This is a genomic window from Vibrio fortis (assembly GCF_024347475.1).
GTDB classification, from domain to species: Bacteria; Pseudomonadota; Gammaproteobacteria; order Enterobacterales; family Vibrionaceae; genus Vibrio; species Vibrio fortis.
The window spans coordinates 2550137-2568988 of record NZ_AP025487.1 but is presented as its reverse complement, the minus strand read 5'-3'; the positions used below and the strand labels follow the sequence as shown (position 1 = coordinate 2568988).

Annotated in this window: 14 protein-coding genes; 6 read left to right on the top strand and 8 right to left on the bottom strand. The window is 45.5% G+C overall.

Annotated elements, in window-relative coordinates; all coding sequences use genetic code 11:
* Positions 1-149 precede the first annotated feature (149 nt).
* From OCV50_RS11195 to ebgR, 5 genes are all read right to left on the bottom strand, one after another.
* Entirely contained in the window at positions 150-1583 is a 1434-nt protein-coding gene (locus OCV50_RS11195) for an amino acid permease (RefSeq protein ID WP_261903077.1), read from the bottom strand.
* 540 nt (positions 1584-2123) lie between these two features.
* Complete coding sequence (locus OCV50_RS11190) at positions 2124-3548, bottom strand: amino acid permease (RefSeq protein WP_239841109.1); 1425 nt, start codon at positions 3546-3548, stop codon at positions 2124-2126.
* A 129-nt stretch (positions 3549-3677) separates the two neighbouring features.
* Positions 3678-4130: a beta-galactosidase subunit beta gene (locus OCV50_RS11185; RefSeq protein WP_261903076.1), complete on the bottom strand. Its 453-nt coding sequence runs from the start codon at positions 4128-4130 to the stop codon at positions 3678-3680.
* A gap of 3 nt (positions 4131-4133) precedes the next feature.
* Positions 4134-7235: a beta-galactosidase subunit alpha gene (ebgA, locus tag OCV50_RS11180; RefSeq protein ID WP_261903075.1), complete on the bottom strand. Its 3102-nt coding sequence runs from the start codon at positions 7233-7235 to the stop codon at positions 4134-4136.
* Between the two features lie 311 nt (positions 7236-7546).
* Positions 7547-8530, bottom strand: a complete 984-nt coding sequence (gene ebgR / locus OCV50_RS11175) for a transcriptional regulator EbgR (protein WP_261903074.1) — start codon at positions 8528-8530, stop codon at positions 7547-7549.
* A 391-nt stretch (positions 8531-8921) separates the two neighbouring features.
* Between ebgR and galE the strand changes: the two genes are divergently transcribed.
* The 4 genes from galE (at position 8922) to galM (ending at position 13793) form a co-directional block, all read left to right on the top strand.
* Positions 8922-9932 (top strand): UDP-glucose 4-epimerase GalE, encoded by a 1011-nt coding sequence (galE, locus tag OCV50_RS11170; RefSeq protein WP_261903073.1) that lies wholly within the window; start codon positions 8922-8924, stop codon positions 9930-9932.
* A 228-nt stretch (positions 9933-10160) separates the two neighbouring features.
* Positions 10161-11213, top strand: a complete 1053-nt coding sequence (locus tag OCV50_RS11165; protein WP_261903072.1) for a UDP-glucose--hexose-1-phosphate uridylyltransferase — start codon at positions 10161-10163, stop codon at positions 11211-11213.
* Between the two features lie 233 nt (positions 11214-11446).
* Positions 11447-12607: a galactokinase gene (gene galK / locus OCV50_RS11160; protein WP_261903071.1), complete on the top strand. Its 1161-nt coding sequence runs from the start codon at positions 11447-11449 to the stop codon at positions 12605-12607.
* A 106-nt stretch (positions 12608-12713) separates the two neighbouring features.
* Positions 12714-13793, top strand: coding sequence for a galactose-1-epimerase (gene galM / locus OCV50_RS11155; RefSeq protein WP_261903070.1), 1080 nt, complete (start codon positions 12714-12716; stop codon positions 13791-13793).
* Between the two features lie 202 nt (positions 13794-13995).
* On the opposite strand, the gene OCV50_RS11150 is transcribed toward galM, so the two are convergent.
* A complete protein-coding gene (locus tag OCV50_RS11150; protein ID WP_261903069.1) occupies positions 13996-14997 on the bottom strand; it encodes a substrate-binding domain-containing protein in 1002 nt (333 codons plus the stop codon).
* Between the two features lie 187 nt (positions 14998-15184).
* Between OCV50_RS11150 and OCV50_RS11145 the strand changes: the two genes are divergently transcribed.
* Positions 15185-15517, top strand: a complete 333-nt coding sequence (locus tag OCV50_RS11145) for a tRNA-binding protein (protein WP_239841100.1) — start codon at positions 15185-15187, stop codon at positions 15515-15517.
* 4 nt (positions 15518-15521) lie between these two features.
* Here OCV50_RS11145 and OCV50_RS11140 read toward each other — a convergent pair whose 3' ends face one another.
* A complete protein-coding gene (locus OCV50_RS11140) occupies positions 15522-16079 on the bottom strand; it encodes a gamma-glutamylcyclotransferase family protein (protein WP_239841099.1) in 558 nt (185 codons plus the stop codon).
* A 275-nt stretch (positions 16080-16354) separates the two neighbouring features.
* Between OCV50_RS11140 and OCV50_RS11135 the strand changes: the two genes are divergently transcribed.
* The gene (locus OCV50_RS11135; RefSeq protein ID WP_261903068.1) at positions 16355-17539 is read left to right on the top strand and encodes an NnrS family protein; all 1185 of its coding nucleotides are present in this window, start codon (positions 16355-16357) and stop codon (positions 17537-17539) included.
* 78 nt (positions 17540-17617) lie between these two features.
* On the opposite strand, the gene OCV50_RS11130 is transcribed toward OCV50_RS11135, so the two are convergent.
* Positions 17618-18622 (bottom strand): adenosine deaminase, encoded by a 1005-nt coding sequence (locus OCV50_RS11130; protein WP_261903067.1) that lies wholly within the window; start codon positions 18620-18622, stop codon positions 17618-17620.
* Positions 18623-18852 lie beyond the last annotated feature (230 nt).

Sequence of the window (18852 nt, the reverse complement as noted above, 5' to 3'; positions counted from 1 at the left end):
ACTAGATTTTTGTGGTGGTTAACATTCATTAAATGAATGGCAAAGTGAGAAATAAAATAGAAAAAACAAAAAGACACCCATGAGTCAGTGGGTGTCTTTGGTGAAAAACCTAAGTTTTATTGACTATCTGTTATCCAGATATGCAGGATTTATGCATTGGCAGGTTCAGGTCTTGCTTCAAGCTTTTTCTCTTCAACAGACAAGCTTTTTTCGTATTGACCGTATTTCCACCATGCGTAGCCTAAGAAAATCACGATACCGCCAACGTTGTAGAAGATGATGGTCATGATATCGGCACCGGTTGGGAAGGTAGACGCGAAGAAACCTACAGTAAAGATACTGATAAGAATCGACACCGCAGCGATACCAACAGGGCGAGAACCCATGCGGAAATCACGTGGTAGGTGATCGAGTTTCAGGCGTAGGTGTAGGTACGCGATCATGATGAACAGTGGCGGTAGCATAGAAGCGGCGGCTGTCATGTTGATGATGGTGCTCATTAGGTCTTGTACTGTGTCTGATGCCAACGTTGGGATGAACATCAACGGAATCACGATGAAGAACTGAACCCAAGCAGCACGCTCTGGTACGCCTTGTTTGTTGAGAGCAACTGTCTTCTCACCAAAGATACCTTTAGGAATCTCAGAGAAGAAAATCTTAACCGGTGTTGCTGTCCACATCAGTAGAGAGCCCAACATTGCAGTGAAAGAAACGATGCCCACAAAGCGATTCATAAGAATTTCAGGTAAGCCGAAGTAGAGTGCTAAGCCTTCAAAGACCTGTACTGAACCACCAGTGAACTTAAGCTCTTCACGAGATACGAATACGTTAGCTAGGATAGAGCCGACTGAGTACAGCGCACCAATAAAGATACCCGCAATGATGATTACTTTAACGAAAGACTTGTGACCACCCTTGATGTCGTTTACGTAAACTGCGACTGATTCGGCGCCGCCAGCGGCCATGAAGATCCAAGTGATGACGCCTAGGAATGCCCAGTTGAAGCTTGGTGTCATGGCTTCAATGGTGATTGGGTCAGCTGGTTCGATACCGCCGATTAACGCACCGCCTGACAGCAAAATGTAAGACATGGTCAACAGCAGCATCAGTGATGAAGTTAATGATGTTATTGGGCCTAGTAGTTTCGCACCGTTGTTAGAGATGTGCGTCGCGACCGCAAACAAAATGGTGCTCAATATCGCGGTGGTCATTGGCGTGAATATGTACTCGAAACCTAGGAACGCGTAAGACGCGTAGGCGATGATTCTAGGCAGCAGAGACGTAAAGAAGAATAGGTTAACAAACCAGTAAGTGTAAGCCGAAATAAACGCCCAGCGACCGCCTAGAGAGCTTTTAACCCAAGAGTAAACACCTGCTTCTGAATCTTTATTCAGGGATACGAACTCGGCGACGATCAAACAGAAAGGAACGAAATAAAAGATGGTTGCTAAAAAGAACATCGGAGCCGAAGAGAGGCCAATTTCGATGTTGTTATTAATGATGTTATTGAAGCTATATACCGCCGCGAAGGTCATAGACAGTAGGGCAAACTTGCCTATCGTACTGCGTTTATTATCGGACATGATGTTCTCCGGTGAATCACGTTGATGATCGTTAGTACTTGGTTCTAGGGAGGAAAACCTAGACCGTGTTTTTATTATTGTGTTGGTTTGCTAACTCCCTTTCTTAAGTGAGGGGAGAGCGACTATTGTTGTTATTTTTACGATCGGTCTTCGATGTGGTTGCGTTAATTTAAGTAAATTTATTACTTAGTGAACACGGTTGTTAACAAAGAAGAAGATAGAAGAGAAGGGTATTTCACACTTGACACTATTAAAGGCTTGTAGGGCTTTGTGTCGTTTTTTGTTGTGTGGAAACGGTCATCTCTTCAACAAGAAGATTAAAGTTTAGACGCCAATAAGTTAACTGAATTTAGTCAAATATGTGAGCCAAGGTAAATATATTTAGTTAATGTTTTACTTGTGGTTTTTGTGGCTGTTTATGAGAGGTAGATACTTGACGGAATGGCGTTTTTATTCTTGGGTTCTGTGTTTAATTATCTGATTTAAATGAAAAAAAGCGCCATGACGGCGCTTTTTATAAACTGGTGTGTTTTGTGGTGATTACGACTGCTTAGCTGTTTCTAGCTTTGCTTCTTTGCCTGCTTGCTTCTTTTCAAAGCGAGAGATCCACCACCATGCAATGCCAGAGAATACCGCTGTCATAAATACGTTGATGAAGAAGGCTTGAACGAGGTCAACACCGGTTGGGAAGGCTGACGCTGTCATGCTCACAACGAAGATAGTAATCAACACTGAAACCACAGCCATACCTTGAGTACGAGTACCCATACGGAAATCACGTGGTGTATCGTCGTGCTTCAAACGGAACACAAAGTAAGCCACCATGATGAAGATCGGCGGTAGCATTGCGGTACCGGCTGTTAGGTTGATGGCCGTGTTCATCATGTCTTGTACGGATTCAGAGCCGAAGCCGTTAACCACAAGCATTACGAACACGAACGCAAACTGCCACCATGCTGCACGAACTGGAACACCATGTTCGTTTAGCTCTGTTGTTTTCTCACCGTAAACACCTTTAGGAATCTCAGAGAAGTGGATTTTTACTGGTGCTGCTGTCCACATCATCATTGAACCAAACATCGCGACGAACAGAACGATACCAACAAAGCGACCAACTAGAGATTCAGAGATATTGAAGAACTGAGCCATACCAGTGAAGATTTCAACCATGCCGCCTGCATACGTTAGGTCTTCACGAGCAACGAACACGTTTACTAGCAGTGAGCCAATTGCGTACATTGAACCGATAGCAATACCTGCACCGATGATTACTTTAATGAAAGACTTATGTCCACCTTTCACATCGTTTAGGTAAGCCGCCGCTGTTTCAGCGCCACCTGCTGCTTGGAAGATCCAACACATGATGCCTAGCGTCGCCCAGTTAATGGTTGGAGACATAGCTTGAAGCGTGATTGGTTCAGCTGGTACGTGGTCACCACCTAGCGCCATTAGAGCACCGATCACGTAGATTCCGAACAGTGCGAATACACCGTAAGCCACGATTTCAGAGATTTTACCTAGCCAGCTCGCACCTTTAGTCGAGATGTGTGTCGCTGCAGCAAACAGAACAATCGAGATCACTGAAGTGACTAGCGGAGAGAAGGCGTATTCGTAACCTAGCATCGCGTAAGACGCGTAAGCAATCACGTTTGGTAGCAGAGATACAAACCAGAACAGGTTAACGAACCAGTATAGGAATGAGCCTAGGTAAGCCGCTTTCGTTCCAAGTGGCTTTTTCAGCCAGTCGTACATGCCCGATTCTGAGTTCTTATTCGCTGAAACAAATTCAGCAATGATGAACACGAATGGAATGAAGTAGATAAGGGTCGCAAGCAAAAAGATAGGGGCAGAACTTAATCCCAATTCGATGTTGTTGTTTACGATGTTGCGAACGTTAAATACCGCTGCAAATGTCATGGAGAGTAGGGCAAATTTGCCTAACTTTCCGCGTACAGATTCAGACATAGTAGTGTCCTCCGGGAATCACGTAATTATAGTAGTTATGTTCTAAGTCTTTTTTGGCGACTTAGAGGGTTAATTATTCAGTGAGCCTTGAACGGCAAGGCTCACTTTGTGAATAGATAGGGTTATTGCTTATTTATTGAGGAAGTAACCGTCTTCAATCGTCACTTTCAACACCACTTTGCGAACTCGGTTATCACCATGGAAACGGTAAGCTTGGTTGTTATCAAAGATTGCCACTTGCCCTTCAGATAACACACGCGTTTCGCCGTTACCCATTAGGTGTTCACGGTCGGTCTCATCGCTGTAAGCTTGGATCTGCTCTAGATCGGATTTCGCTGCGAACTCAACTGTTTCTCGGCCTTCTAGGTAGTAGTGGACATCGAAGTAGCGACGATGACCGGTGAAGTTTTCTGTGTTGCGAGCCACGCCGTCTTCAATCATGTAAGCCAGTGAGTCACCAATTGAATACATCACGCCATCTTTGATGTTGCCGATATTTTCAATCGCTTCTACGCAGCGTTGCCATTTACGACCATCGCGGTAGACGACTTTAAATTGTTCTAAGTTCTCTAAAACGATCATCGCTTATGCCTCGTTCTGTTGTGGTTGAGTTTTTGGTGCATTCGCCGTAAAAAACTCATCGCCAAAGTTGTGATTGATTAGGTGCTGCGCGTCGCAATCGCCTGCTTGGAATGGAATCAGAGTTAAGCCGTAACGGAACTCGTCCATGTACACGCGGTAAGAGTCGAGTACTTCGCTGCCCCAAGAGTTAGAGCCCAAGCCCATCACTTGGTGATCTAGGTTCAACGTGATGTAACCGCTTTTCTCTAGCTCAATGGTGTGTTGTGCTTGGTGCAGGTTTTGATTGGTGTAGAACCATGCGCTGAAGTTGATCTCTTGCTGTGGTTTTACTGCAATACCATTACCCGCACGGCTTGAAAGTGCAGCCCAACGAACATGTTGGCGGTTGCCGTTGTTTTGTGGGAACGGGTAGTTCTCGAACATGTCTGCAACGGTTGATTGGTAAACATCAATCATGTTGGCTTGCTTGCTGTCTTGGTAGTTCTCTTCTGGGCCTCGGCCGTAGTATTGAACTTGGTCGAAGTCACCATTGATGCCCATATCGAAACCAATTACTGGAATCACATGAGGGTACTCACCGTATCGCTCGCCGCTTAGCTCTACGTTCAATTGGCCTTCAGCATTAACTTGGTAGCGGTATTCACAACGCATACCGAAATCGAATACTGGTGGAGCAATGATGCTGGTGGTGGTGATCTCTACCTTGCCATTTACCTGTTCAACGTTCAGCGTGCGGAAGTGCTCCTGCATAATCTGTAGGTGGGCAGGCTCCCAGTAACCATCGTGCTCTTGCTTATGGTTATCGATCATTGGCTTGAAGAAGTTGATTCGCGGTTCTGACTTAATCATCTCTTCGCCATTGACCAACCATGACGTTAGCTTGCCGTTCACTTTCGAGAAGCTCAGGGCAAAGTTATGGCCTTTGATTAGGTAAGCAAGACGAGACTCTTCTACATTCAGTGTCGTTGCATTGTTGTTGGTGAATGCTTCTAGCTGCGCCGTATTCTCTTTCATTTGGAATTGGTATACCGCGATATCGTGGTTCGCTTCGCTGTAAGGCGTGCGAGAATCTTTGCGCACAGTAAAGTTCACAAACACTTCGCGCTCATCAAGTTGTGGCAAGTTAAGTGTCAGTTCACGGCTAGAGTTTTCAGAGAGTCCTTCAACCTTGATGTGTTGTACTGCAATGGTTTCGCCTTCTGCGCGAATCTCTGCAGTGATTGTGTAGTCATCAATGTTTGAGAACCATAACTTGTTATCAACGGTGAATGTGCCGTCTTCAGCATTGAAGTCACGGATCTTCACGGGTGCGATAACCTGCTTGTACTCTTTTAAGCCTGGGCCTGGTGTTTGGTCTGGGTAGATCAAACCGTCCATGCAGAAGTTGTAGTTGTTCGGGTAATCACCGTAGTCACCGCCGTACTTGTAGAACTCGGTACCCGCTTCATCACGCGCTAGAATACCGTGGTCACACCATTCCCAAACGTAGTGACCTTGAATTGCATCGTGCTTGTAGAACACGTTTTGGTATTCGGTTAAGCCACCTGGACCGTTACCCATAGCGTGTGCGTATTCACAGATAATGCGTGGCTTTTCGTGTGGGAATTCGCCGAAGGCATTCATCAATTGAGCACGTGAGTACATGGTAGAAATGATGTCGACCACTTCAGCATCACGGTCTTCTTCATAGTGAACTAAACGTGTGTCATCAATCGCTTTCGCTGCAGCGTACATAGAGCGGATGTTACAACCGTAGCCAGATTCATTACCTAGCGACCACATGATGATAGAAGGGTGGTTCTTCTGAGCGTGAATGTGGCGTTCAATACGCTCAACAAACACTGCTTCCCATGCTGGATCGTTGGTAATACGGCTTAGGTCGCCAACGTTAGCAAAGCCGTGTGTTTCAACGTCGGTTTCACCCATCACGAATAGGCCGTAGATGTCACATAGTTCGTAGAAGCGTGGGTCGTTCGGATAGTGCGCGGTACGCACTGAGTTGATGTTGTGTTGCTTCATCAACACCAAGTCTTTCTCTACGCGATCCATGCCAACTGCGCGACCTTTTAGGTGGTCGTTGTCATGACGGTTTACACCGTGCAACATTACGTATTTGTTGTTGATGTAGAACAGACCATCGCGAACTTTGATGTCACGGAAACCAACGCGTTGTGGAATCACTTCTAGCACTTTGCCGTCAGCGTCTTTGAGGGTTAGCAACAGTTGGTAAAGGTATGGATTTTCAGCGTTCCATTGAACTGGGTTCACCACATCGATAGAGAATTGAGTATCTGCACTGCCGTCTACAGTTAAGTTATCTACTGAGCCTTGTGAGATAACTTGGCTGCCATCAAGCAATGCGTATTCAAGAGTTGCGTTGGTTGCTGCTGCAAGGTTTTCAAGAGCAACCTTGCATGAAAGTGTAGCGCTTTGGTAAGCATCATCAAAGTCCGTGCGAACCGTTAGGTCTTGAACATGAAGTTGCTCTTTACCAACAAGGTAAACATCACGGAAGATACCGCCTGTCCACCACATGTCTTGGTCTTCAATGTAGGTAGAGTCGGCCCACTGCATCACGCGAATAGAAAGTAGGTTGTTACCCGCCTTAACGTGGTTAGAGATATCGAATTCAGCGGTGAGTCGACTGCCCTTGCTGAAACCAACATAGTCACCGTTTACGTAAACTTCAAAGTAGGTCTCTACGCCATCAAACTTGATGATGGTCTGTTTCTCATCCCAGCTTTCGCCAAGGAAGAAAGAGCGTTGGTATGCGCCAGTAGGGTTGTCTGACGGTACGAAAGGTACATCAATCGGGAATGGGAAACCTTCATCTGTGTATTGAAGATCGCCGTGGCCTTCCATTTGCCACATGTTTGGTACCGTAATATGGCCCCAATCGCTCATCTCTTGAGAGTAAAACTCTTCAGGAACCAAGAGCGGGTTAGTGAAGTAGCTGAAATTCCATTGGCCACTTAATAGCTGGAAGTGGCTGCTTAGTTCACGTTGAAATGTTTTAGCGGTTTTTTCTGATGCGTATGAGAAGAAGTAAGCACGCGGTGCCATACGGTTCTCATGTAAGTTCAGGAAGTTTTCCCAGTTGTTCACGTTGCCTCTCTCTCGGCCTATTTGAATGCTAGCCGACGTTCTTATGCGTAATTGGGTCGTAGTGAATACGAGTATTTTTTGGACTGAGGCAATTATTAGTAAAAGTTTTACTAAATGAAAATGGTGAAAACGTTTTACTTTAACTGCATCACATTTTTATAGGGCTTTTTACGGTGCTGTGTGATCGACTTAAAAGAATGTTATGTGGTGAAACAGTGGGTGTTCAAATGAGGGGATTGAGGGAGAACTCTTGATACAAAAAAACCACCTCAATATGGAGGTGGCTTTAACTATCTATATGAAATTAATGATTATTTTGTAGTGTCTCTGAGTTTTAACTTGCTTGGTACATAGACGCGTAATGGGATTGTACGCCCGTCACGAGCTTTCTCTATGAGCAGGTTAACACCTTGAATTCCCATCAGTTCAGAGTGAATGCGAACCGTTGATAAAGATGGGAAGGTAAACTTAGCCGTAGGGATATCATTTACACTGATTAGAGCGATGTCTTCTGGAATGTTCAATCCCTGCTCATGAATAGCACGTAATACGCCAATTGCGATGGAATCTGAAGCAATAAACATCGCTTTCGGATAATCGCCGCTTTCTAGCATCTGCTTCGCTAACTTATAGCCTGATAAGCTTGAGAAGTCTCCACGATAGATATCCTGTTCACTCACTACGTTCTTAAGAATGCCGTATTCTGCAAAAGCGACTTCACGAATATCTGGGGTATTCACATCATCTTGGCCACCAATAAAACCGATGCGATCGTAGCCCTGGTTAATGAAGAAGTTTGTGATCTCTTTACTGATTCGAGCTAGGTCGATATCAACGGAGTCGTATGGCTCTGAATGATCAGTGAAGTCCACGTAACAGATGTTATCAGTGAGCTTTTTTGCTTGCTCGATGATTTCTGGCGACATTCTACCTACCAGAAGAATACCGGTAATGGCACTAGAGTTTGACTGTATTTTACTTTCATAACAGTTGGTTAGCTCTATGTCCATTTTCTCGCACTGGGTTTCAATACCATGGCGAATAGATAGGTAGTACGGGTCGTTCACTTCGGCTTCTTGCTTGTAATTGTAGAGAGCAAGAAAGTGATGAGCCTGTTTTTTACTGCTCACCGTTTTACGTGAGCTGCTGGTTTTGTACTCCAGCTTTTCAGCAATTTCAAAGATACGCCTTTTGGTTTCTTCCTTAACACTCAATGTTGGGTCTTCATTAAGAACCCTTGAAACCGTCGCCAATGATACATTTGCTTCGGTTGCGATATCTTTTAACGTTGCCATACTCACTTCCTGTTTTTGGAACACTGGGTTGCTCCAAACATGTATGAGCTAAAAAACCAGTGCACCTCTCTAATTCTGCAAAGTCTATTGTAATGAAACTGGAAGTCATTGCATTAACTTTTAGTAAAATAACTTCAGAACTCTTAGTGCATATCGCAAATTTCACTATTCATAATTATCTTATTTAAATTCAATGAATTAGCTTGCTACACATTGATTGTACCAACCATCTGCGTCATGAGTTATCTGTGAAACTTTGTGTAAACGTTTACACTTCGTGGTTTTGATCACAGAATTAGTTCCAAATTGGCTGCTAGTATTTAATTAACGCGGCGCTATTGGGTTGAGATATTTCCCACGAGTGTCATCAAGACTAAGAGAGAGGTTGATTGTGAAAGTACTGGTTACAGGCGGCATGGGGTATATCGGAAGTCATACTTGCATTCAAATGATGCAGGCTGGTATGGAGCCGATCATCGTTGATAACTTGTGTAACAGCAAAGAATTGGTGCTTGAGAGAATCGAAGCACTCACTGGTCAGCGCCCAACCTTTTACCTTGGCGACATTCGCGACGAATCTTTCCTTGATAGCGTATTTGCAGAAAACAACATTCAAGCAGTGATTCATTTTGCTGGTTTAAAAGCGGTGGGTGAATCGGTCGCGAAACCTTTGGAATACTACGACAACAATGTGAACGGCTCTTTGGTACTGGCTCGCTGTATGAAAAAAGCGGGTGTTAAAAGCATTGTGTTTAGCTCTTCAGCGACGGTTTATGGTGATCCTGAGGTTGTGCCAATTACTGAAGATTCGCCGACAGGCGCAACCACGAACCCTTATGGTCGCAGCAAGTACATGGTTGAAGAGTGTTTAAGCGACCTGTTTAACGCAGAAAACGATTGGAGCATCACTCTGCTTCGTTACTTCAACCCAGTTGGTGCACATCCATCAGGCACCATGGGGGAAGATCCGCAAGGTATTCCTAACAACTTGATGCCATTCATCGCGCAAGTTGCCGTCGGTCGCCGTGAGAAGTTAGCTGTATTTGGTAACGATTACCCAACTCCTGATGGTACTGGCGTTCGTGATTACATCCATGTAATGGATTTAGCTGATGGTCATGTCGCGGCATTAAAAGCGGTCGGCGAGAAAGCAGGCCTGCATGTCTACAACCTAGGTACAGGCAAAGGTTCAAGTGTTCTAGAGATGGTTGAAGCCTTTGCTAAGGCATCGGGTAAGCCCGTCCCGTATGAGATTTGTCCACGCCGCCCAGGTGATATTGCCGAGTGCTGGGCAAGTACTGAAAAAGCAGAGCGAGACTTAGGTTGGAAGGCGACACGCAGCGTTGATGAAATGACGGCGGATACTTGGAATTGGCAGTCGAATAATCCAAATGGCTACTAAGAATATTTTAGGTTCGTGAGAAAAGAGAGATTCCAGATATCTCGAGCCTCGATTCTGGAATGACGGATGAGCACAAGGCATGAAGCAGTTGCCTTTGCACAAATAGTACAACGAGATCACACGTCATTCCCTACAGCGAGGGACGAGCGTGATAGGGAATCTCCCCAAAGCAGAATTATTCATCTTGGTTCATTGACCAAGACACAAAAAATTAAGAGCAATGTAAGTATGTCAAAAGTTGAATTTAACCCAGTAGACCACCCGCACCGTCGTTATAACCCACTAACGGGTCAGTGGATTTTAGTATCACCACACCGAGCGAAGCGCCCTTGGAGTGGTCAAGATGAGAAGCCATCAACCGAGCAACTACCAGCGTACGACAAAGAGTGTTTCTTGTGTCCAACCAATACGCGCATCTCTGGAGATGAAAACCCAGACTACGACGGGACTTATGTTTTTAGTAATGATTTCGCGGCGTTGATGCCTGATTCACCTGATGCTCCAGAGTCTGAAAACCCTCTATTTAAGACTCAAGGTGTTCGCGGGTTGAGCCGCGTGATCTGTTTCTCGCCTGATCACAGCAAAACATTGCCAGAGCTACCGGTCAATAAGATCCGTGGTGTGATTGATACCTGGAATGAGCAGATTGAAGAGCTTGGTCAGGAATACGTTTGGGTTCAAGCGTTTGAGAATAAAGGTGAGACCATGGGGTGTTCTCAGCCTCACCCACATGGCCAAATCTGGGCGAACAGCTTTCTGCCAAACGAGATTGAACGTAAAGAAAAACTGCTAAAAGAGTACTTTGAACAACAAGGTTCAAACCTGTTGGTGGATTACGTAGAAGCAGAAATGAAAGACGGCTCACGCACGGTAGTTGAAACCGAGCACTGGATTGCCGTTGTGCCTTACTGGGCCGCTTGGCCGTTCGAAACCATGTTGCTACCAAAAACACACATCCGTCGTATGAGTGAACTGACCGACGAGCAACGTGATGATTTGGCGGTTGCGATTAAGAAACTAACAAGTCGCTACGACAACCTGTTCCAATGTTCATTCCCATATTCAATGGGCTGGCACTATGCGCCATTCTTCGAAGAGGGTACTGACATCGACCATTGGCAACTGCATGCGCTGTTCTACCCACCACTACTGCGTAGCGCATCGGTGCGCAAGTTCATGGTGGGCTACGAAATGCTAGCAGAATCGCAACGCGACCTCACGGCAGAGCAAGCGGCACAGCGTCTACGTGACTTGAGTGACGTGCATTACAAAGAGCAGTAATACCCTGCTTCGTGCGTAACAAGCGAGATTCCTGATACCTCGTCCCTCGGTTCTGGAATGACGACAGATGAGACGCCTAAGACGTGAAGTTTCTAGGAGTCTAAAAGCTAAGAAGCTGATGTTGTCATTCCCAGCCGGGAGAGATGAACGTGATAGGGAATCGAACAGAATTAAAGTGGTGCCGATAAGGGGCCACAATCAATTGAATAAAAGTTTAACCAGAGAGTCTCCTTATGTCTGATCTAATCCAAAATGCAAAAGCGTCTTTCAATGCGGTACTCAATTACGCTCCGACTCATATCATCCAAGCGCCAGGCCGTGTAAACCTGATAGGTGAACACACCGATTACAATGATGGTTTTGTCCTACCGTGTGCCATTAACTACCAAACAGTGGTGGCGGCAGCGAAACGTGAAGACAACATCGTGCGAGTGGTATCGGTTGACTATGGTGATGCAGTGGATGAGTTCGACTTAACCCAAGAGATCACCTTTCAACAAGACAAAATGTGGGCGAACTACATTCGTGGTGTGGTGAAGTGTCTGAAAGCGCGTGGCTATGAGTTCAATGGTGCCGATATTTCGGTAACCGGTAATGTGCCTCAAGGTGCGGGATTAAGTTCTTCAGCAGCTTTAGAGGTGGTGATTGGTCAAACCTTCAAGGTGCTTTACAACTTGGAGATCAGCCAAGCTGAAATCGCACTAAACGGTCAACAAGCTGAAAACGAATTTGTTGGCTGTAACTGCGGCATCATGGATCAAATGATTTCTGCGGAAGGCCAAGCCAATCACGCAATGCTTTTGGACTGCCGTAGTCTAGAAACGACACCCGTTTCAATGCCAGAAGATATGGCAGTGGTGATCATCAACTCTAACAAGAAACGTGGCTTGGTCGACAGTGAATACAACACTCGTCGTGAGCAGTGTGAAGAAGCTGCACGCATCTTTGGTGTGCCTGCACTTCGTGATGTCACGATTGAGCAGTTCAATGCAAAAGTGGATGAGCTGGATGAGATGGTGGCTAAGCGTGCTCGTCACGTGATTACTGAGAACGATCGCACAGAGGAAGCGGCCGTTGCATTGCGTAATCATGACATGAAACGCATGGGCGAACTGATGGCGGAATCCCATGCTTCAATGCGTGATGATTTTGAAATCACCGTTAATGAGATCGACGTGTTGGTTGAAATGGTTAAAGAGGTGATTGGCGATGAAGGTGGCGTGCGTATGACGGGCGGCGGCTTTGGTGGCTGTATTGTAGCCATAGTGCCACCAACACTGGTTGACGAAATCAAAGCGACGGTAGAGCAGAAATATCAAGCAGCTACAGGTCTAAAAGAATCCATTTATGTGTGCCAAGCGAAAGACGGAGCGGGCATAGTTGAAGTAATCTAACCCTTTGATTATAGGTCTGCTGAAGTAAAAAGATCATGGTAGGCCAAATAGTAAAGCCTTTGCACTTTTGTAGAGGCTTTTTGCTGGCACTAGGAAGGAATATAGGATGACACAAGCGCAAAGTTTGCATCAGTCAATGACTCAAACGGCAGCCTATGATGGGCAATCTGCTCAGTTGGTGACATTAACCAACCAACAAGGCATGGAAGTGACACTGATGGATATTGGCGCGACATGGTTGAGCTGTATCCTGCCAGTAAAAGGGAATAAGAGAGAAGTGCTATTGGGCGTAAACTCAATGGAAAACTTCAATAAGCAAGCCAGTTATATGGGAACCACAGTCGGCCGCTACGCTAATCGCATTGCAAAGGGGCGTTTCAAGATTGATGGTGTTAACCATAAGGTCGATGTCAATCAGGCAGGGAACACTCTGCATGGTGGTCCTAACGGTTTTGATAAGCGCCGTTGGACTACTCAAGAGCAAACCGAAAGCTCGGTGACTTATGAATTAACTTCTCAAGATGGTGACCAAGGATTCCCGGGTACCCTTAAGGTATCGGTGCGTTATCAACTGACAGAAGATAACCGAGTATCCATCGACTACTTTGCCACAACCGATAAAGAGACCGTGGTTAACCTAACCAACCATGCCTACTTCAACTTGCTGGGAGCAGAGTTAGAGCAAGATTGCTTGTCGCATATCGTCAGCATTAATGCGTCTCAGTATTTACCGACTGATAAATCGGGCATTCCGTTGAGTGGGCTTAAATCGGTGAAATCGACCAGCTTTGATTTCAATCGGCCTACGATGATCTCAGAGCGTTTGATGGGCGATGAGCAGCAGAAAAATGCCAAAGGTTATGACCATTCATTTCTGTTAGCGGAAGAGTGTCGAGCGGGTAAATGTGCCGCGACGGTGACTTCGCCTGACGCACTTGTCACTTTAAAAGTGTTTACGACCAAGCCTGCGATGCAGCTTTATACTGGGAACTGGTTGGCAGGAACGCCAAATCGTTCCGGTACAAGCTATCAAGATTACGCAGGTGTCGCGTTGGAAACTCAGTTTTTACCAGACTCGCCAAACCATCCAGAGTGGAAGCAAGAGAGCTGTATTCTTAGACCTGAACAAGAGTATCGCTACCAAACTTGCTATCAGTTTGAATTTTCGGGGGATTGTTCAGACTGAGCCACTCAGCTCAAAGGGTGTGGTGAACCTCGTTATGGGGAGATTACTGACGAGGGAATGACTAAAATACATTAGTGAGAGTATGGTAACAAAGCCCTAGCGAACGTTTTTCGCTAGGGCTTTTTTTTTGTCTATTGGCAGAGTGCTGTGGATAGAGTGTTTTAAGTAACGCAGCTGTTCTTATCAGTAGCTAGCAGAGATTCTAGCTGACTTTTGATACAGAATTTCGGCGAACCAGAGTCGGAGAGAATCTCATTGTTTCTGAGCTGGTAACTTCCTGTTTGGCAAGTTGTAGTGCAAGACGTGTCGCCTTCTCTGCCATGATCTGAATTGGATAACGAATGGTGGTCAGCTTTGGTGAGACATAGCGAGCGATCAAGCCGTCATCAAAGCCGACAATCGACATTTGATCGGGTGCTTGAATGCCATTTTCGTCTAACACGGATAGGGCACCGGCGGCCATGTAGTCGTTATAAGCGACTATACCTGTAATGGGTAGCGATTTGGTAAGCAAGTTAGTCATGGCGTATTCGCCACCTTCACTGCTCGGTTGTGAGCTTTCGATATAGCTATCTGGCAGCTCGATGTCGTAATCACGCAGTGCTGCTCGGTAGCCTTGAACACGTTCGTCGGCATCTTCAATGTTGATTGACGAAGCGATGCAGGCGATATTGCGGTGACCATGACGGATTAGATATTCGGTCGCTAGGTAAGCGCCTTTTTGGTTATCGAGGAAGATACAGCGCTCACCAATCTCTTCGATGTAACGATTAATGACCACCAAGCCTTTTACTTCTTTTGCATACGCGATGAGTTCTTCATCGGTAAGGCCTTTAGAGTGAATCACTAAAGACTCGCAGCGGTTGTTGATTAAGAGCTCTATAGCTTGCTTCTCTTCTTCACGGTCGTGCGAGCCATTACCGACGAGAATATGTTTGCCGTTTTCACGCGCCACATTATCGACCGATTTAACCAGTGTCCCGAAGAAAGGGTCTGAGATATCACCAACCAAAACACCCACGGTATTGGTACTTTGACTGACTAATGCACGAGCATTGGCGTTAGGGCGGTAGCCCAGCTTTTTCATGGCTTGCGTGACAGACTCAATTGAGCTTGCGCTTGCCTTAGGGGACTTGTTAATTACACGGGATACCGTTGCGACAGATACACCGGCTTCCTTTGCCACATCTTTTATTGTTGCCATTTTTTACCTCTACTCAGTACCGCTCCTATTTAACACCGTCACTGATACTATGGCAATCAAACTTATCTTTTACTTCCAATATTGAGATCTTTACCGCTTGTAATTATTAGCTTTAGTGCTAGTGTAAATGTTTACACTTTACTAAAATTAAGTAAAAGTTAATTTAATCAATAATAAGGGAGTAGATATGGATACGATTGCGTACGGTGATTTTGCTAAGTTAGAGATGCGTGTGGGTAAGATCATTGAGGTTGCTCGTCATGAAAATGCAGACAAACTCTACATTGTTCAGATCGATGTCGGTGAGAAAACCCTACAGACAGTCACGAGCTTAGTGCCTTACTACACAGAAGAAGAGTTGATGGGTAAGCAAGTGGTGGTGCTGTGTAACCTGGCAAAGGCCAAGATGCGTGGTCATACATCGGAATGCATGCTGCTGTGTGCTGAAACGGATGATGAGTCTGAAAGTGTCCTGCTGACACCAGAGCGTATGATGCCAGCAGGAGTTCGCATCGTTTAGATATTTATGAGCTGCGCACCACTAGAAGTAGGTCATCAATGATGCTGTGGTGGTGCTCAGATACACCCGCGAGGTTGCCATATTTAGGCTGGTGGCGATCATTAACCATAGGATGTTGCCAACCTTGTGTGTGCTGGACAAAGTGAGAAGCAAAACTCTCGGATATCTCCAAACAGCCTGCGATGACCGTGTCGACATACGTTTGAACGATCGGACTATTGTTGCAGGGTGCTTCAATCTCATCTTTAATGTAAACCCAGATCGTTTGTGAAGGATCAAAGCCTTGATGTGCTTCGATCTGATCAGGGTTTAATTCAATGCGGTGATAGCCGCGCTCACGACGGTCAAACTCAACGAGTGCCACTTCATCGACTTCAAGTAATACACCATTTACTTGTCCCTGCCCTTGATTCACGATCAAAGGAGAGAGCACATAGCTGTCGTCGATTTTACTCCAATGTCTGACTAAGCCATCAACGATTGCAGGGATTGCCTTGCCAGTCTGTCCGGTAAGTTGTCGTGAAGAAGAGTTAATTAAACTGCCGTAGCCAAAAATATACATCGCCATCCTTGTCTGTTTATTGTTGAAAGCCTCTCCTACTATATGAGGGATACCAATAAAAGTCAGCATATAACTTTAAGACACCTGTAAGTCTAATTGACTCATACTGCTGTGTTAAAATGACTCTAAATTACTTGGGTATTTGGGTTAAAAGCAATAAATACAGCGGTTTATAATGTTGGAATGTTTCATGCATTAACCTAGTTATATGTGAAACTATCGCCAAGCCTGTTTGAATTCGCTTAGGCGACACGCTTATTAATCTAGGAGCGACTTTGTTAAATATCACAGACAAAAGTGTCGAGGATGCGATTCCCGCTTATTTACGCCTGGGCTTTAGACCCTTCTTCTTCCTCGGTAGCATCTATGCGGTACTCGCGATTGTTCTTTGGGTATACATGTTCCAAAACGGCCAGCCAGAGGCTTTGCAAGTCCCTGCCTTATGGTGGCACGTCCATGAAATGTTATTTGGTTTTTCGATGGCGATTGTCGTGGGGTTTGTTTTAACCGCTGTGCAGACGTGGACGGGCGTCAATGGTACTAAGCATTATCGTCTCGCTGCTTTGGTTGGTTTATGGCTCGCGCCTCGGATTCTGTTTTGGACACCGGCACCGTTGTGGTTAATCTCATCGATTGAAGCACTGTTTTTGGCGTTTGCAGCTTACGAGATCGGTTTTCGAGTTGTGCATGCAAAAGGATGGAAAAATCTATTCTTCGTTCCGCTGTTTATTCTGGCGATCGTCGCTAACTTTGCTAGCTACGCAACCATTAAAGGTATGCCTCCATTTCCTTCTTCAGCGGTTTGGCATGCGATGTTGTGGTGGTTCACCTTATTGTTGTCGGTGATGGGGGGAAGAGTGATTCCATTCTTCACTGCACGTCGTTTTAATTTTGATAAGCCACAGCCTTTGCTATGGCTAGAGTGGTTGGCAAACCTGCCGTTAGTTGGATTGTTTGTTTTAAGCTTCTTCCCATTGACCTTTGTTGAAGTGGGTAAGCCTTTGATGTTGTTTGCTGGTCTTGTGCAATTGGTGCGTGTGATACGTTGGAAGCCTTGGGCGACATTATCTGAGCCGTTGGTCTGGTCACTGCATGCCGCATATTTGTGTATTCCATTGAGTTTGTTACTACGTGGCTTGCTGGACAGCCCTTTTGCCGGACACAACATGATCCACCTGTTTGCGATTGGCGGCCTAAGTGGTTTGATCTTGGCGATGATTGCTCGTGTTACTATGGGTCACACAGGGCGTGCTATCTATAAAGGTCCGAATATGGCGTTAGCATTTGCTGCGTTAATCCTAGCGGCAATACTGCGAAGCGTCGGAGTCAGTTTCTTCCCAGCTTATATGATGCCTATCATTAACATTAGCGCTGGGTTGTGGGTATTGGCATTCGGTATGTACGTACTTAAGTTCGGTATGATGCTATTGACGCCGAGAGTCGATGGCCACCCAGGTTAAAGCATTCGTTATCAGTATCTAAAGATTGAAAAAGGAAGCCGCGCGCTTCCTTTTTTCGTTTACCCCTGTTATCCGAGTTTAATGATTAGCAAGATAGTGTCGAACTTGGGTGATCATATCTTCCTTGGCGTGAGGGGAGATGAAACTTGCTTCAATGGCGTTGATACTCAACTGTGCGATCTCTTGTTCTGTGACATCATGAGCATGTGCAACGGCTAAGAAGTTATCATTCATATAGCCACCAAAATAGGCGGGGTCATCCGAATTTATGGTCACGCACAGTCCTTTTCTCAGCAATTCGATGATGTTGTGTTGTTGCATGGTTTCAAAGACTTTGAGCTTGGTGTTCGACAGCGGACAAACCGTTAACGGCATGCGACGAGCGGCAAGCTCTGACACGAGTTCTGGGTCTTCACTGCAGCGCACGCCATGATCTATTCGGGTGACACCTAATACTTCTATCGCGCCTCGAATATTCTGAGCAGGCCCTTCTTCACCAGCATGAGCCACACTTAGAAAGCCGTGGTTAAGAGCTTCTTGAAACACGCGTTGAAATTTTTCAGGTGGGTGACCCAGTTCGGAAGAGTCGAGTCCGACGCCAATTATGTGTTCTTTGTAGGGGAGGGCGCGATTGAGTGTTTCAAAGGCGCTCTCTTCATCAAGGTGGCGTAAGAAACACATGATTACTTGGCTACTTATCCCGAGTTCTTGATCGGCTTGTTTGAGAGCACGAGTGATACCTGTGATGACTGTTTCAAACTCAATCCCTCGCTCTGTGTGTGTTTGTGGGTCAAAAAAGATCTCGGTATGAATCACATTGTCTTGTTGGCACTTGAGTAAATAAGCCCAAGTTAGGTCATAGAAATCCTGTTCATGAATAAGAACATTGGCACCTTGGTAATAGATGTCGAGAAACGATTGTAGATTATGAAACTGATACGCTTGGCGCACTTGCTCTGGGGTATCGAAAGGGATGTCGATGTTGTTTCTTTTTGCTAACTCAAACATCAGCTCTGGCTCTAGCGTGCCCTCTATATGTAGGTGTAGCTCAACTTTTGGTAGATTTTTAATGAAGCTATCCATAGCGACTCCTTAGCTATTTTAATTATGGGCGGAGTAGTTAAGGCATTGAACGTTGATGGGCAATCTGGTCGATTAATGGGTTCACTTGCCTAAGTTTGAGCATAGTTCATTTCATCATTAACGCTTTGTTGTCTGTTAAACGAAGGGTAAACAAGGATGAATGAAATCGAGAACATTGAGTCGCAAACGATTTGCTCGATTGGAGTGTGATCCGCTGCAAATATTTGCAG